This window comes from Collinsella sp. AM23-17 (assembly GCF_003470945.1).
Taxonomy (GTDB): domain Bacteria; phylum Actinomycetota; class Coriobacteriia; order Coriobacteriales; family Coriobacteriaceae; genus Collinsella; species Collinsella aerofaciens_O.
This window is the reverse complement of sequence record NZ_QRHU01000001.1, coordinates 88,502-104,527: the sequence shown is the minus strand read 5'-3', so window position 1 is coordinate 104,527 and position 16,026 is coordinate 88,502. Positions and strand designations below refer to the sequence as shown.

Below are 16,026 nucleotides of genomic sequence, written 5' to 3'. Positions count from 1 at the left end.
TTGCGCATCCTTCTTAAGGAGCATGCCATGGCAACTAATCAAGAAACGGCCGTCATTAAGGCGCGCATGGACCGTATTCCCTCGGCGTTGTCGCCCGAACTTTTCGAGCGCATTGCCACCGATCGTGCTTCGGGCTATGTTAACCCGTATCGTTGCAACGACGATCAGGTCATTCGTCGTATTGATCGCGCCGCCGACAAAGGCACGCTTATGCGTCCGGCGTTTATGCGCGATACCGAAAAGATACTTCATCTTCCTGCGTACACCCGTTATGCAGGCAAAACGCAGGTCTTTAGCTTCCGTAGCAATGACGATCTGTCACGCCGCGGTTTGCACGTGCAGCTTGTCTCCCGCATTGCGCGCGATATCGGTCGCGCCCTGGGGCTCAATTGCGATCTGATCGAGGCGATTGGCCTGGGCCACGACTTGGGACACACGCCTTTCGGCCATGCCGGTGAGCGATTCCTCAACGATATCTACCACGAGCGTACGGGGCGTTATTTTTTCCATAACGTGCAGTCGGTCCGCGTGCTCGACGCGCTGTACGGCCGTAACGTGTCACTCCAGACGCTCGACGGCGTGCTATGCCATAACGGCGAGTACGAGCAGCGCGTGTTTGAATTGTCGGATATGGGCTCCTTTGACCAGTTCGATCAGGCGGTCGAGGACTGCATCGCCACGGGCTATGGCGCCATTGGGCACCTGCGTCCCATGACGCTCGAGGGCTGCGTCGTTCGCATCTCGGATATTCTTGCCTACGTCGGTCGTGACCGTCAGGATGCGATCGCGGCGGGTCTGCTTTCGCCCGACGCTTTTGACGATGGTCGGGGCGGCGCCTATAACAGCTGGATCCTCACGCACGCTTCCATCGATATCGTTGAGCATAGCTATGGTAAGCCGCGCATCGAGATGAGCGAGGACCTGTTTGAGGAAATTCGTCGAGCCAAGCGCGAGAACTACGAGAAGATCTATAGCAAGGGCGGTATCGAAGGCGATTCCGAGGAGGAGCTGCGCGAGGCCTTCGAAAAGCTCTACGACCGTTGCCTGCGGGATCTAAACGAGGGTGACGAGTCCTCCTACATCTTTAAGCACCACATTTCGCGTATTGAGCAGCAGCTTTCCTATTATGGCCGCATCTATGCTTGGCAGGACGACAAGGATCAAGCGGTGGCGGATTACATTGCGAGCATGACGGACGGCTATTTCTGCGAGCTGACGAGCAAGCTATTCCCTGGTCTGGAGTTTCCGCACCGCACCTATATTAACGAACGGTAGTTCGTATTTATTCGGTATACTGTTTGTGGAAAACGTTTTTGATTGATGCACGGGATGGCTATGGACGACCTTTTTTCTGCTTCGACGCGCGAGCGTTCCTTTCAGAATGCGCCGCTTGCGGTGCGCATGCGCCCCAATTCGCTCGACGATTATGTGGGCCAGCAAAAGGCCGTCGGTAAGGGCTCATGGTTGCGTGCCGCGATCGAGCACGACGTGCTTTCGAGCGTGATTCTGTACGGGCCGGCCGGTACGGGTAAGACGACGCTGGCCCACATTATCGCCAACCATACTAAGAGCGAGTTTGTCGAGGTCAGCGCCGTGACGGGCACCGTAAAGGACTTGCGCCGCGTGATCGATGAGGCCAAGACGCGCCTGAATACGTACGACCGCCGCACCATTCTATTCATCGATGAGATTCACCGCTTCTCTAAGTCGCAGCAGGATGCCCTGCTGCATGCAGTTGAGAACCGTACCGTCATTATGATTGGCGCTACGACGGAGAATCCGTACTTCGAGGTCAACTCGGCGCTGCTCTCACGTGGTCGAGTCGTGGAGCTTGAGCATTTAAAGGACGAGGATATCGCCATGCTTATCGAGCGTGCGCTCGAGGCGCCTCAGGGCCTGAACGGCAAATTCTCGGCCGATGATGATACGGTCAAGACCATTTGCACGCTGGCAGCGGGTGATGCACGCTCGGCCCTGACGACGCTTGAGTTGGCGAGCGAGATTGCCGTCACGCGTCCCGATACCGAGGGGACGCCGGCTCCGGCGGCGGGGGAGCGGTATCCCATCACGGTCGACGATGTGAAGATCGCCAATCCGCGCCGTGGGTTTTCGTATGACAAAAACGGTGACATGCACTACGACATTATCAGTGCGTTCATTAAGTCCATGCGCGGCAGCGACCCCGATGCTACCATTTATTGGCTCGCGCGCATGATCGATGCAGGGGAGGATCCCAAGTTTATTGCACGCCGTATTATGATTCAGGCTTCTGAGGATGTTGGCAACGCCGATCCGCAGGCGCTTTTGGTGGCGCATGCCGCGTTTAAGTCTGCCGAGGTCATTGGCTATCCCGAGTGCCGCATTAACCTGGCTCAGGCTGCACTCTATGTGTGCTTGGCGCCTAAATCCAACGCGTGTGAGGCTTCAATCGATGCGGCGCTGGCCGATATCCATTCTAGTGGGCTTCGTGAGGTGCCGAGCTATCTGCGCGATCGTCATCGTCCGGGCAGCGACGAATACGGTGTGTATAAGTATCCGCATGACTATCCCGAAGGCTGGGTCGAGCAGCGCTATTTGCCCGAGGGGCTGGAGCGCGGCGCCTTCTGGCATCCTGCCGGCCGCGGTTGGGAAGAGTGGCGTGTTGAGCAAAGCGAACGCGACCGTAGCGGTAATGCTCCGAAGTAACTGCTGATTATTTTGTCCCAGGATCTCACGCTTGGCATGTTCGGTCCCCTTTGGGGTACCATGAACAGCGTCTGTATTTCGATTCCTTTGGGAGGCTTGTATGAGTCCCATTCAAATCGCCCTGCTGTTGCTCGCCGTTGCCGGCGTGTGGGCTGTTGTCGAGCTCGCGCTCACGCTGCGCAAGACCCGCACCGTCGTTGATTCGCTCGACAAGACGGTGAGTGACCTTAACAATACGCTCGCCGAGGCACAGCCTGTGGTGGCAAAGCTCGACGGCGCTGTCGATGAGCTCACCCCCGCGCTGGCACAGGTTGAGCCGCTCCTCAAGTCGAGCAAGACTGCCGTTGATGCTCTGACGTCTAACCTCGTTGAGGTTGAGGCGGTCGTTCGCGACATCTCCGAGGTCACGGGCAGCGTGGCTGAGGCCAGCAATGCCGTATCGAGCGTGACTGATTCTGCTGCTGGCGCCGTGCAGAAGCTCTTCAATAAGGTGAAGGCTCCTGCAGCCGACGCCGATCGCAAGCTCGCCGCTGCCGCCGCCGAGGCCGAGCAGCCTACTGAGCGCGTTCTGATTGGCGATGACGATGCCGCTGCTGACGACGATGATGTTCAGAAGCCCGCTGCTAAGCCTGCTCAGTATTACACTTATACGCCTGCCGAGACCTCCGAGGAGTCCTGCGATGAGTAGCGAAGCAACCTGCCCCATTACGCTGAGCGTTGCCGGTGATCCGCGTCTCGCGCGCTTGGTGCGCATGACGGCCGCCAACGTCGGCGCCCTGTGCTCTATGTCCGTTGATCGCATCGAGGACATTCGTATGGCTGCCGAAGAAGCCTTCATCTTTGGCTGCACGGCTGTTGATTCCGACGATATCTCGATCAAATTCGATGTCGACGAATCGCATGTGGGCATGACCTTTACCTTTGGCGACCAGGCGACTGTCGATGAGGATGACCAGGCTGCCGTGTATGCCGAGCTCATTTTGGCGAGCGTGTGTGACTCTTACGAAAAGACTACAGCGCCCCTAACGCTTTCCCTCGACCTCAAGGCGGATATCTAATATGACCGAACGCTCCCGGAGCGGCAAGACCGCTTGGGACAAGGAGAAAACCCGCGAGCTGTTTCGTCGTTATAAGGAGACCGGTGATCCGGATGCTCGCGAGCAGCTCGTCATGTCCCATATGAACCTGGTAAGGTTTCTTGCCAACAAATTCAAGAACCGCGGCGAGCCGCTCGATGACCTTTTGCAGGTCGGGTACTTGGGCTTGCTCAAGGCTATCGATCGCTTTGATCCCGAGCGCGGACTCGAGTTCACGACGTTTGCCACGCCCACCATCTTGGGCGAGATTAAGCGCCACTTCCGCGACAAGGGCTGGAGTGTGCGCGTGCCGCGTCGTCTGCAGGAGCTCTCTGCCAAGGTTAACCAGGCTACCGACAAGCTTACCAACGAGCTTCAGCGTTCGCCCAAGGTTGAGGAAATCGCCGATTACCTTGGCGTGACCGTCGACGAGGTGCTCGAAGCCATGGAATCGTCCTCGGCCTACACCTCGGTGCCCATCGAGGCTCCCGGCGCGTCCGACTCCGACGATGCTCCCTCGATTCTCGATCGCTATGCCGACGACGACAACGAGCTCGACTTTACCGATGACCGCCTGGTAATCGAGGAAGCCATCCGCGATTTCTCGCCGCGCGAGCGTGAGGTGATCGAGCTACGCTTTGTGAAGGGCATGACCCAGATCGAGATCGCCAAGAAGCTGGGCATTTCGCAGGTGCAGGTCTCGCGCCTACTGCGCCGCACCCTCAAGAAGATTCAAGACAAGATTGACCCTGACGGAGTAATGGTTCGTTCATGAGTGAGCACCCCCAACAAACCGACCGCACGCTGCGCGATACCCGCATTCTGACGCTTCGCATTTGGGCTGTCGTCGGTTGCATCGTCATCGCCGCCGTCATCTTTAACCTTATGGGCATCCTGGCACCGGTTATTGAGTTTCTTGCCGTCGGCTCCATCATTGCTTTTGTGATGTCCCCGATCACCAACTGGCTCGAGCACCATGGCGTGAATCGCGGCATCGGTTCGCTTATCGCGCTTATTGTGGTCGTTGCTGTGCTCGTCGGTGTCGTTTGCATCTTGTCGCCGATTCTCTTTGGTCAGATCATGGAAGTCCTGAGCCGCCTGCCCGAGCAGCTTCGTGTTGCGGGTGGCGACCTCAACGAGATGATCTCGCATGCCAAGACGCTCAACAACACGCCGCTCAAGGAGTATCTGGACGATAATCTTTCGTCGCTGGTTGCCGTGGCATCGAAGTATGTGTCTCAGATCGCTGCCGAGCTTGGCCGCGGTGTGTTCCCGCTCATCACCAATACAGCCTCGCAGTTGTTCGTGATCTTCCTTGGTCTGGTGCTTGCGTACTGGATGGCCTGCGACTACCCTCGCATGCACCACGAGATTTGCACCATCATCGGTCAGGAGAAGGAGACCTCGTACCGCTTTATGGTCGCCATCCTTTCTCGCTCTGTCGGCGGCTACATGCGCGGTATGGTCGTGACGTCCATCTGCGGTGGTTTCCTCGCCTTTATCGGTTTTATGATCATCGGCCATCCGTATGCGGCGCTCATGGCCATCTTTACCGGCATCATGCATTTGGTTCCGGTCGTCGGTCCCTGGGTGAGCGCAGCAATCGCCACAGTGCTCGGTTTCATGTTCAGCCCCATGTTGGCGTTATGGACGCTCATCGTGACGATGGTCGCTCAAAACGTCACCGATAACGTAATTTCGCCTAAGGTCATGCAGAGCTCGGTGCAGGTGCATCCCATCATGAGCCTCACGGCGCTCGTTATTGGCTCGGCACTCATGGGTCCTATTGGCATGATCATTGCCATTCCGCTGTGCGCAGCCCTCAAGGGCATTTTCGTCTACTACTTTGAGAACGAGACCGGCCGCCAGCTTGTGGCCTATGACGGCGCCGTGTTTAAGGGCACGCCGTACCGCGATGCCGATGGCAACCCGGTCGCCGCCTATGACGCGCTCGGGGACGATACGTTCATCTATGAGTCCGAGCTCATCGGCAACGAGACCGCGCCCGAGGCCAAGGCTATGCCCAAGCCCGAGCTCGATAATCCCTGGATCAAGCTCTCGGGTCTTCAGCCCGATGCCACGGGTTTCTTCAAGAATCCCTTCGCCAAGGATGACGATTCCAACTCTGATGACGATACCAAAACCGGCATCGACGGGTCCATGGACGATTCGGATTCTAAATAGGCCCCATTAACGTTTCTTGAAGTTGTAAATGACAAGAAACGCGAGCAAAGCGATTGATAAGGGACCGGCAACATAGAAAAAGAGAATGTCAATTGCGCGTAAAGTGTAATAAGCCTTATCGCCGGACATTACTGCATACAACACGTAGCCAAATGCTGGTTGGTTTGCGTACCAGCAGGAGAAAGCCAATAGCGTTAAAAGTGCCGCTAACAGAAGTGCATTGAGGAAAAATCGTTTGCTTTTCATCGATCGCTCCTTCCGGGTGACTCTTATATGTAATTCTACAGCAGTCCTTTTTCAAAGGATCGCACAGTACTAAATAACGTGCACTTTCGCTGGAGGGTCGCTGTTTGGCGGCCCTCTTTTTTGCACAGGCGCGGTGGGATGGTAATATCGTTACGTTTGAACTGTTTCGATGTGAAACCGAGGAGATTCCCTCTATGAGTGCTGACTACCCGTCAATGACTACGGCCGAGATTCGCTCTAAGTTCCTCAACTTCTTTGAGGAGCGCGGTCTTAAGCTCTATCCTTCTTCGTCCCTCGTCCCCGACGATCCTTCGCTGTTGCTTGCCAACGCCGGCATGAATCAGTTTAAGGAGTACTACCAGGGCAAGAAGACCATGAAGGAGATCGGCGCGATCTCCTGCCAGAAGTGCGTCCGCACCAACGACATCGATTGCATCGGCGAGGACGGCCGTCACCTGTCCTTCTTTGAGATGCTCGGCGACTTCTCCTTTGGCGGCGTCTCCAAGCAGCAGGCCTGCGCTTGGGCCTTTGAGCTCATCACCAAGGAGTTCAAGCTGCCGCTCGATCGCCTGTACTTCACCGTCTTTACCGAGGACGACGAGACCCATGACGTATGGCGCTCCCTGGGCGTTGCCGAGGACCACATCTCCCGCTTGGGCGAGGACGACAACTTCTGGGCCGCTGGCCCCACCGGTCCCTGCGGTCCGTGCTCTGAGATCTACTTTGACATGGGCGAGGAGGTCGGTTGCGGCAGCCCCGACTGCAAGCCTGGCTGCGACTGCGATCGCTTCCTTGAGTTCTGGAACCTCGTGTTTACCCAGTACGACCGCCAGGAGGATGGCTCCATGCCGGAGCTGCCGCACCGCAACCTCGATACGGGCATGGGTCTGGAGCGCATGGCCGCCATCATGCAGCACAAGACCGCTAATTACGACGGCGATCTGATGCAGCACCTCATCAAGCTGGGCGAGAAGATCAGCGGCAAGACCTATGACGCCGACGATTACTCCGGTGCCAGCCGCTCCCTGCGCATCATCGCGGATCACTCTCGTGCCGTCGACTTTATGATCTCGGACGGCATTCTCCCCGGTAACGAGGGTCGCGAGTACGTCCTTCGCCGCCTGCTCCGCCGTGCCGTGTTCCACGGTCGCCTGCTGGGCATCGAGGGCGCCTTCCTGACCAAGTTCATTGATGAGGTCAACGCCCAGATGGGCGAGGCCTATCCCGAGCTGCTCAAGAACGTCGCGCTCGTCAAGGGTATCGTCGCTTCCGAGGAGGAGCGTTTCTCCACGACGCTCGACAACGGTCGCGTCTACCTGGACGAGGCCCTGGCCGCGCTTGCCGAGGGTGCTGTCCTTCCGGGCGACGTTGCCTTTAAGCTGCACGACACCTTTGGTTTCCCCATCGACCTGACCGTCGAGATCGCCGGCACCGCTGGCCACGACGTCGACATGGACGGCTTCACCGCCTGCATGGAGGACCAGAAGGCCCGCGCCCGCGCCAATGCCAAGGGCGACGCCTGGGGCAGCTTCAACGACGTGTGGGTCGAACTTTCCGACAAGGTCGCCGCGACTGAGTTCGACGGCTATGACAACGATGCGATCGTAGGCGCCAAGGTTGTTGCCATCGTGCGCAACGTCGAGTCCGTCGAGTCCGCTGCCGCCGGCGAGGACGTCGAGGTCGTGCTCGACCGCACCCCGTTCTACGCCGAGATGGGTGGCCAGCAGGGCGATGCCGGCGAGCTTTTCGCCGAGGGCGTTGCGCTGACCGTTTCCGATACCAAGAACCACAATGGCCTGTATGCTCACGTCGCCCACGTTGCCGAGGGCACATTGACCGTCGGTGCTACCGTGACCGCCGCGCTCGACGCCGAGCGCCGTGGTTTCCTGCGCCGCAACCACACCGCCACCCACCTGCTCGACGCTGCGCTTAAGCAGGTCCTGGGCGAGCATGTCTCCCAGGCTGGCTCGCTGGTGACGCCCGAGCACCTGCGCTTTGACTTCACGCACTTCGAGGCCCTGTCCTCCGAGCAGCTCAAGGCTGTCGAGGACCTGGTTAACCAGCAGATCTTCGCCTCCAAGCCGGTCGTGACCCGCGTCATGGGCATCGACGAGGCCAAGGCCGCCGGTGCTGTCGCCCTGTTTGGCGAGAAGTATGGCGACGTCGTCCGCGTTGTCTCCGTGGGCGCCGAGGACCAGCCGTTCTCCCGTGAGCTCTGCGGTGGCACCCATGCCGCCAACACCGCCGAGATCGGCCTGTTCAAGATCATTTCCGAGTCCTCTACGGGCTCCAACGTCCGCCGTATTGAGGCCGTGACCTCTAAGGGTGCTCTCGACTACATGGCCGACCGTCTGGCGCTCGTCGACGCCGCCGCTGCTGCGCTCAAGTGCCGCGTGGATGAGGTTCCCGCCCGCGTGGAGAACCTGCAGGCCGAGCTGCGCGAGACTTCCAACAAGCTCAAGAAGGCACTGACCGGTGGCTCCTCCGACGCTATCTCCAGCGCCATCGAGGGCGCCGTCGAGCTCGACGGCTACAAGCTCGTCGTCGCTGAGCTCCAGGGCCTTGAGGCTGCCGACCTGCGCAACGTCTGGGATACCGTGCACCAGAAGGTCGCCGGTCCTGTCGCCTGCGTCGTCGCCAGCGTGACCGAGAAGGGCACCCCGGCCCTGCTCGCCGCCGGCTCCGATGACGCCGTCAAGGCCGGTTTCCACGCCGGTAACGTGATCAAGCAGATCGCGGGCCTGGTCGACGGTCGCGGTGGCGGCCGTCCCAACATGGCCCAGGCCGGTGGCAAGAACGCCGCCGGCATCGCCGATGCCCTCGCGGCCGCTAAGACCGCGCTCGGCGCCTAAGAATCTAGGTAGTCGCTGTGGTCGCGCTTGCGCTGGACATAGGGGAGACCAGGATCGGCATCGCCGTCTCGAGCCGTGATGGCAAGATGGCGATGCCTGTCAAGGTGCTCCCGGCTGCAGAGGTCACCGGTATGGCCAAGACGTTCCGCTACCTGGTTGAGGACTATGAGCCCGATATCCTGGTAAGTGGGCGTCCCCTGACCATGGCCGGTGAGCCCGGTCCCCAGGCCGAGCGCGTTGCCGCTGTTGCGCAAAAGATTGCCGACGAGCTCGATCTTCCGTTGGAGTTTGAGGACGAGCGCCTGTCCTCGCAAGAGGCAAAGCGTATCCTGCGCGAGCAGGGCCTCAACGAAAAGCAGATGAGGGGCAAGATTGACATGATTGCCGCCAGCCTGTTTTTGCAGACGTGGCTTGATCGTAAAAACGAGGAGGTTTCGCATGCCTAGCGCTTCCGATCCGCGCCAGCCGAATTGTACACGTCAGTCGGCGTCGCGCCCTGCCCAGCCTGGCCAGCGTCCGGCACAGCCGACCCAGCGCGCAGCTCAGTCTGCCGCGCGCCCGGTGCAGTCCTCCTCTCGTTCGGCCCAACCTGTTCAACGGACGGGTCAGCAGCCTTCTGCTCGTTCGGTTCAGTATCCGGCTTCTCACGCGGCTCAGCAGCCCACTGCTCGTTCGGCTCAGCCTGCAGGCGGTGCTCGCTTTAAGCAACAGGCACCTACCCAGCGAACGCAGGCCCCCCAATCGCATTCGCATCACGCTCGCGGGTCGCATGGCGTTGCTCCGGCGACTCGCTCGAGCTACAACACGCATGCTCGTCGCGGTGCTCAAAAGAAGAGTTCTCCGGTTCCTATGATCATCGGCGTTGTGGTGGCCGTAATCGCGCTTGCTACTATCGCTTTCTTTGTCGTACCTGCCGTTAAGGGCTTCTTTGCCGGTGAGGATGCGAAAGTCGCTGCTGGCCAGCAAGTTACGGTGACCATTCCCGACGGTGCTTCGGGCGATACGATCGCCTCGATTCTCTCCGAGAACCATATCGTCGAAAATCCCAAGGATTACTACGCGGCGGTGAAAAAGCTTAACGCCGATATGTCGCTTAAGCCTGGCACCTACTCGTTCACCACACTCATGGATGCGACCAAGGTTGTTCAGCAGCTCATGGAAGGCCCCAACGCGGGCTCCAATGCGCTGACTATCCCTGAGGGTCTGACAGTCGATCAAGTCGCCGACCGCGTGGCCCAGGCCTACGACAGCATCTCTAAGGAAGACTTCCTCAACCAGGCCAAGGCCTCCAACTACGTGGACGACTATAGCTTCCTTAAGGGCGCCGCCAACGACTCGCTCGAGGGTTTCTTGTTCCCCAAGACCTATTCGTTGGGTGATTCGCCGACGGCCGATGACGTGATTCGCGCCATGCTCGATCAGTTTAAGACCGAGTACAAGTCGCTTGACTTTGCGAGCTGCGAAGCCAAGATCAAGGAGCGCTACGGTGTGGAGATGTCCGACTACGACATCGTCAACTTGGCCTCTATCGTTGAGCGCGAGGGCCTCAACGCCGATCAACGTGCACACGTGGCCTCGGTCTTCTACAACCGCCTTGCCGGCAAGCTCGACGGTCTGCGCTATCTCAACAGCGATGCGACCATGATGTATGTCACCGGTGGCGAGGTTACCGCCGACGACCTGCAGAGCGATAGCCCGTATAACACCTATAAGCACGAGGGCCTGCCACCCACGCCCATCTGCTCTCCGTCGCTCGAGGCACTCAAGGCCACGCTTGAGCCAACCGACTCCGATGACCTGTATTTCTACATTACGCAGGACGAGGAGTACTTCTCGCAAACCTACGAAGAGCATCAACTGTCTTGGAATTAGCATGAGGATTTTTAGCCCCAAACGATACGTTGCCTCGGTCGATCGCATCGACCTTGATACCCTGTGGGCCGACGGCAAACGCGCCATTCTGCTCGATCGCGATAACACTCTGGTTCCGCGCGACACCGAGCAGGTTCCCGCCGCGGTTTCCGCTTGGCTCGATACCGCCCGCGCCAAAGGCTTTAAGCTGTGCATGGTGTCCAACAACTGGCATCGCGATCAGGTCATGAGCTCTGCACGCGAGCTGGGACTCGAGGCCATCAGCCACGCCATGAAGCCCGCCCCGTTTGCCTTGAAGGCGGGTCTTAAGCGCCTTGGCGCCACGGCAGACGAGGCGGTGCTGATCGGCGATCAGCTGTACACGGACGTGTGGAGCGGTAACTTTGCCGGCGTTGACACTATTCTGGTCAAGCCGCAGGCAACCCAGGACCTGTGGTACACGCAGATCTTCCGTATCTTTGAGCGCCGGGCCCTGCGCGACCTTCCCTGCGAGGAATAGGTTTCGCCATGTCTCAGCACATCAAACACGGCTGCGACCATATCTTCTTTATCGGCTTTTTGGGCGCGGGCAAATCGACGCTCGCGCGCAACGTCGGCACTATGTTCAAGCGGCGTTTTATCGATACCGATCGTTTGGTTGTGCGTCGATGTGGCAAGTCGGTGACCGAGATATTTGAGACCGAGGGCGAGGATCGTTTTCGCGAGCTTGAGACCTCGGCACTCCGTTCGCTTCAAAGCGAGCGCAGCCTGCTGGTGTCGTGCGGGGGTGGCATCGTCGAGACGCCGGTGAACATTGAGCTGATGCATGAGATGGGTATATGCGTGTACCTCGAAGGCGACTTTGAGGACTCGTTGCGCCAGATTCGCCGCTCCGATACCCGGCCCGATTTCCGCTCGCCCGAGCACGCTGCGCGCCTGTTTGAGCATCGCCGTCCGCTGTATCGCCAGGCCGCCGATATTACCCTTGATATTCGCAACAAGTCCTTCGAGGACGTTTCCTACCTTTGTGCCGAGATGCTTTTGGAGCGTGGACTGCTATGATTCGCCGTCAACTTATCAATTTCCAAAACCGCAGTGTCGATGTCCGCGTTGGATTGGGCGCGTTCGAGGAGCTGTCGCGCATGTTTGCCTCGGCCGTGGGCAAGCCTAAGCGCGCGATGGTGGTTTGGAACGACGCTACATCCGAGCGTTTTGGCGAGGTCGTCGAGCATGCGCTGGTCGACGCCGGTTTTGCCGTGTCGCTGCTCGTCCTCGAGGTTTCTCCTGCCGGTGCTACGCTGGCCGATGCCGATACCGTCTTTGGCGCCCTGTCGGCTAACGGCATTACCTGCGACGATCTCGTTGTCGCTGTCGGTGACACGGCGACCTGCTCGGTCGTTTGTTGGTGTGCCAATCAGTGGTGCGGTCGCACCGAGTGCGCCTTGCTGCCGACGACGTTCGACGCCATGCTCACGGTTGCGACGACCATGAAGCCGCTTGTCGCCTCGTCGACGAATGCGCTTCCCGCTATCGCGTTCCGTCCCGAGCCGGGCTTGGTCGTGTGCGACCTCGACCTTGTTCGCGCGGCGGACCCCGAGGACCTCAAGCTCGGCTATGCGGTACTTGTTGGCACCATGCTTTCGAGCAGCAAGTCCCGCTGGAATCAGTTTACTGAGACCGTCCCCGAGATTCTCGCGGGCGAGGAGGTCGCGCTCGTCAATGCCGTTCAGTGGTCTCAGACTGCCCGTAAGGACGTACTGATGGCCACGAACCCGAGCGCCCGCCATGCGCTCGATTTTGGCAAGATGGGGGAGCGTACCCTGCGCGCCTGCCTGGGTAAAGCCGCGGCGCAGGTTCCTGCCTACCAGCTGCTGTCTGAGGGCATGCGCTTTGAGGCGCGCTTAGCACATGATGCCTGCGACTTTGATATCGATTACGTCTTTGAGGTCGATGACTGCCTGGAGGACTTTGGTATCGAGGAGCTTGCCTTCGATCTGGAGCCTGCCTCATATATCGAGGAGTTCCGCAGGCAGCAGTTTGACCGCTCGAACCGTAGTATGTTGCCGCTGCCCGCGGCACTCGGCGCCATTCGTCTAACGAGCGTTGAGGACGAGGTCCTCGACCGCCATGCTCACGCCTACTTGGCTTCTCGCAAAGAACTTCTCTAGGATTTATTGACATACATCGTCTTTCGTATCATGTTGAGGGGCGGGTTTCCAATCGGTTGCGAATCGCGCGCGATTCCGTCGTTCGGTTGAGACCCGTTCCGTCTTTATAGAGACAACAAGAAAGGAATCTGCATGTCAGAGTTTGCTGCCGGTCCTGCCGGTCGTATCGAGCGTGTCCGTGCCCTGATGGTTGAGCGTGGCTACGACGCTATCGTGGTGCGCGACGAGGCCAACCTTCGTTGGCTTACGGGCGTCAAGGGCGTCTTCGATTGCACCTTCGAGTTCCCGCATGCTGCGTTTATTACGGCCGACCAGTGCCTGTTCCATACCGACTCGCGCTATCTCAACAGCTTTGAGGAGAACACGCCCGCCGGCAGCCCCTGGGTCTACGACATGGACGAGGGCACCATCCCCGGTTGGGTCGCCGGCAAGATCGCGGCCAACAAGTGCCGCGTCTGCGCTGTCGAGGACGACATGCAGATCAATTTCTACCAGGGTATTCAGCGTGGCCTGGAGGACCGCTCCGTTGCCTGCATGCTGCCGCTGATGCATGACGACATCCGTAAGATGCGCGCCATCAAGGACGCCGAGGAGATCGAGCTCATGCGCCACGCGCAGTCGATCACCGACGCCGCCTTCCAGCACATGCTCGGCTATATTAAGCCCGGTATGACCGAGAAGCAGGTTCGCAACGAGCTCGAGAACTTTATGTTCGCCAACGGTGCCGACAGCCTGGCCTTTGGCTCCATCGTGGCGAGCGGCCCCAATACCGCCAACCCGCATGCCGTTCCGAGCGACCGCGTGATCGAGAAGGGCGACTTCGTCCTCATGGATTACGGCGCGGGCTACTGCGATTATCGTTCTGACATGACGCGCACCGTCGTGATGGGCGAGCCTACCCAGGAGCAGCTCGACCTGTACGCGCTCGTGCGCCGTACGCACGAGGAGTGCGTTGCCGCCATTCATCCGGGCGTCGAGGGCAACGACATTTTCAAGCTTTCCAAGAAGATCATTGGCGATGCCGGCTATGGCGATTACTACAACCATGGTCTGGGCCATGGCGTGGGCATTGACATCCACGAGCTGCCTAACTTCAACCGCAGCAAGAACATCATCGAGGTCGGCTCGGTTATCACCATGGAGCCCGGCGTCTACCTGCCCGGCGTGGGCGGTGTGCGCCTGGAGGACTACGGCGTGGTCACCGAGAACGGCTACGAGCCCTTCACCAAGACGCCGCATGACCTTCACGTCATCGATTGCTAGTCTACTTCGGTAGATAGTTTGGGGCGGGGCCTCCGGAGCAATTCGGACGCCCCGCGTTCTCTTTTTATGCGCTCGCTGCAGGCGCCGTCTGCAAGTGTATAATTTCGCTCGTATGTAATTTGGACGCTTGTGCGTTCTGCCCATAACAAGAAAGGTCGCTATGCCTACCATTTCTACCGCCGACTTCAAGAACGGCCTCGGTCTCCGCATTAAGGACAAGGTCTACACCATCGTCGAGTTCCAGCATGTCAAGCCGGGCAAGGGCGGCGCGTTTGTGCGCTACAAGACCCGCGACATCAAGAGCGGCCGCGTCGTCGAGAACACCTGCAACGCCGGCACCAAGTTCGAGAGCGTCATGCTCACCACCCGTGAGTTCCAGTACCTCTACAACGATGGCACCGACTACATCTTCATGGACAACGAATCCTATGAGCAGGTTCCCGTTCCCGAGGACATGGTGGGCGAGAACTCCAAGTGGCTGCGCGAGAACGACATCTGCCAGCTGCTCTTCGCCGACGATGAGCTCATGGGCGTGACTCCGCCGATGTTCATCGAGACCGCCATCGTCCAGACCGACCCGGGCTTTAAGGGCGACACCGTCCAGGGTTCCACCAAGCCGGCCACGATCGACACCGGCGCTGTCATCCAGGTCCCCATGTACCTCAACGAGGGCGAGGTCATCAAGGTTGACACCCGCGACGGCAAGTTCGTCTCCCGCGTCTAGCAACCAACTCTTCTAGGAGGACTCATGCCCCAGGAAATCAAGATTGACGGCATCGGCATTTCGCCCGATGTTCTGACCGCCATCGTCTCGCGCGCCGTCACGGATGTCGAGGGCATCGCCTCCGTGGGCGTCAAGGACCTTGCCACCAACCTTGTCTCCATGATGCTCTCGTCCAAGGCCCCGGCTTCCGAGCCGGCGGTCGAGGCCGAGGTTGTCGGTGACAAGCTCGCGCTCACCGTGCGCGTCGTGGTGTTCTTTGGCTATCCGTTCAAGAAACTCGCCGAGGCCGTTCGCGCCGCCGTGGTCGCTGCCATCGATGCTCAGGTGGGCGTCGAGGTCGAGCGCGTTGACGTTTGCATCGACGGCCTCGTTTTCCCCAAGGAGTAACCTTTGAGCCTTAAGGTTTATCGCGGGCGTACGCTTGCCCGCAGTCAGGCGTTGCAGCTGCTGTTCCAGGCCGAGGCCACGGACAGCCCGCTCGAGCGCGTCCTCGAGGGCGATTTCCTGATCTCGAAGGGTCCCCTCGACCCCTATGCGCTGGAGCTGTGCCGCGGTGCTTACGAGCATATCGACCGCATCGACTGCGCTCTGCGCGCCGTCGCCAAGAACTGGGATCTTATGCGCATGCCCGGCGCCGACCGCAATCTGCTGCGTATCGCCGTCTATGAGATGCGTTTCCTCACCGACGAGGAGGTCTCGGACGCCATCGTGATCAACGAGGCCGTCGAGCTCGCCAAGGCCTATGGCACTGACCAGTCTGCGTCGTTCGTCAACGGCGTGCTGGGCAAGATCGCTCGCAGCGAGGAGCTGCCGGGCGAGGACTTGTACCAAGAGCTGCTCGCCGAGGATCGCGCTCGCGAGGAGGCCCAGACTGCCGAGGCTACCGCTAAAGTTGCGGTTGCCCAGGCTGAGGCTGGTGTGCTGGCCGAGGGCGCGGATGCCGCCGAGACTGATGTCGACTCCGTCGAGGAGTAGCC

Annotated in this window: 17 protein-coding genes; 16 read left to right on the top strand and 1 reads right to left on the bottom strand. The window is 59.5% G+C overall.

The genetic code is table 11. From position 1 onward, the window contains the following. Positions 1 to 27 precede the first annotated feature (27 nt). The 6 genes from DW645_RS00450 to DW645_RS00425 all read left to right on the top strand — a co-directional run bounded on the left by DW645_RS00450 (position 28) and on the right by DW645_RS00425 (position 5,945). The gene (locus DW645_RS00450) at positions 28 to 1,275 is read left to right on the top strand and encodes a deoxyguanosinetriphosphate triphosphohydrolase family protein (RefSeq protein ID WP_118225793.1); all 1,248 of its coding nucleotides are present in this window, start codon (positions 28 to 30) and stop codon (positions 1,273 to 1,275) included. Between the two features lie 60 nt (positions 1,276 to 1,335). Further along, entirely contained in the window at positions 1,336 to 2,685 is a 1,350-nt protein-coding gene (locus DW645_RS00445; protein WP_199576405.1) for a replication-associated recombination protein A, read from the top strand. 100 nt (positions 2,686 to 2,785) lie between these two features. Further along, entirely contained in the window at positions 2,786 to 3,373 is a 588-nt protein-coding gene (locus DW645_RS00440) for a hypothetical protein (RefSeq protein ID WP_117758144.1), read from the top strand. Continuing rightward, on the top strand, positions 3,366 to 3,743 hold the full coding sequence (locus DW645_RS00435; protein ID WP_117736300.1) for an ATP-binding protein: 378 nt from the start codon (positions 3,366 to 3,368) through the stop codon (positions 3,741 to 3,743). The genes DW645_RS00440 and DW645_RS00435 overlap by 8 nt, the downstream gene beginning before the upstream one ends. Before the next feature lies 1 nt (position 3,744). Next, positions 3,745 to 4,536: an RNA polymerase sigma factor SigF gene (locus DW645_RS00430; RefSeq protein ID WP_117635146.1), complete on the top strand. Its 792-nt coding sequence runs from the start codon at positions 3,745 to 3,747 to the stop codon at positions 4,534 to 4,536. Then, complete coding sequence (locus tag DW645_RS00425) at positions 4,533 to 5,945, top strand: AI-2E family transporter (RefSeq protein WP_117736301.1); 1,413 nt, start codon at positions 4,533 to 4,535, stop codon at positions 5,943 to 5,945. Before DW645_RS00430 ends, DW645_RS00425 begins: the two co-directional genes overlap by 4 nt. A gap of 6 nt (positions 5,946 to 5,951) precedes the next feature. Here DW645_RS00425 and DW645_RS00420 read toward each other — a convergent pair whose 3' ends face one another. After that, positions 5,952 to 6,191 carry a hypothetical protein gene (locus DW645_RS00420; RefSeq protein ID WP_117736302.1) on the bottom strand — a complete coding sequence of 80 codons (240 nt, stop codon included), beginning with the start codon at positions 6,189 to 6,191 and terminating at the stop codon, positions 5,952 to 5,954. Between the two features lie 194 nt (positions 6,192 to 6,385). Between DW645_RS00420 and alaS the strand changes: the two genes are divergently transcribed. The 10 genes from alaS (at position 6,386) to nusB (ending at position 16,024) form a co-directional block, all read left to right on the top strand. Continuing rightward, positions 6,386 to 9,043, top strand: a complete 2,658-nt coding sequence (alaS, locus tag DW645_RS00415) for an alanine--tRNA ligase (protein ID WP_118225837.1) — start codon at positions 6,386 to 6,388, stop codon at positions 9,041 to 9,043. Positions 9,044 to 9,060: 17 nt separating this feature from the next. Further along, a complete protein-coding gene (gene ruvX / locus DW645_RS00410) occupies positions 9,061 to 9,489 on the top strand; it encodes a Holliday junction resolvase RuvX (RefSeq protein WP_035138185.1) in 429 nt (142 codons plus the stop codon). A gap of 403 nt (positions 9,490 to 9,892) precedes the next feature. Next, positions 9,893 to 10,915, top strand: coding sequence for an endolytic transglycosylase MltG (gene mltG / locus DW645_RS00405; RefSeq protein ID WP_117790360.1), 1,023 nt, complete (start codon positions 9,893 to 9,895; stop codon positions 10,913 to 10,915). A 1-nt stretch (position 10,916) separates the two neighbouring features. After that, positions 10,917 to 11,414 (top strand): YqeG family HAD IIIA-type phosphatase, encoded by a 498-nt coding sequence (locus DW645_RS00400; protein WP_099431674.1) that lies wholly within the window; start codon positions 10,917 to 10,919, stop codon positions 11,412 to 11,414. An 8-nt stretch (positions 11,415 to 11,422) separates the two neighbouring features. Further along, positions 11,423 to 11,956: a shikimate kinase gene (locus DW645_RS00395; RefSeq protein ID WP_117736305.1), complete on the top strand. Its 534-nt coding sequence runs from the start codon at positions 11,423 to 11,425 to the stop codon at positions 11,954 to 11,956. Next, on the top strand, positions 11,953 to 13,062 hold the full coding sequence (locus tag DW645_RS00390) for a hypothetical protein (RefSeq protein ID WP_118225791.1): 1,110 nt from the start codon (positions 11,953 to 11,955) through the stop codon (positions 13,060 to 13,062). The genes DW645_RS00395 and DW645_RS00390 overlap by 4 nt, the downstream gene beginning before the upstream one ends. Before the next feature lie 132 nt (positions 13,063 to 13,194). Beyond that, positions 13,195 to 14,325: a Xaa-Pro peptidase family protein gene (locus tag DW645_RS00385; RefSeq protein ID WP_118225790.1), complete on the top strand. Its 1,131-nt coding sequence runs from the start codon at positions 13,195 to 13,197 to the stop codon at positions 14,323 to 14,325. Positions 14,326 to 14,485: 160 nt separating this feature from the next. Further along, entirely contained in the window at positions 14,486 to 15,049 is a 564-nt protein-coding gene (gene efp, locus DW645_RS00380) for an elongation factor P (protein ID WP_055250452.1), read from the top strand. Positions 15,050 to 15,073: 24 nt separating this feature from the next. Beyond that, complete coding sequence (locus tag DW645_RS00375) at positions 15,074 to 15,436, top strand: Asp23/Gls24 family envelope stress response protein (RefSeq protein WP_055250450.1); 363 nt, start codon at positions 15,074 to 15,076, stop codon at positions 15,434 to 15,436. A gap of 3 nt (positions 15,437 to 15,439) precedes the next feature. Next, positions 15,440 to 16,024 (top strand): transcription antitermination factor NusB, encoded by a 585-nt coding sequence (gene nusB / locus DW645_RS00370; RefSeq protein WP_118225789.1) that lies wholly within the window; start codon positions 15,440 to 15,442, stop codon positions 16,022 to 16,024. Positions 16,025 to 16,026: the final 2 nt, after the last annotated feature.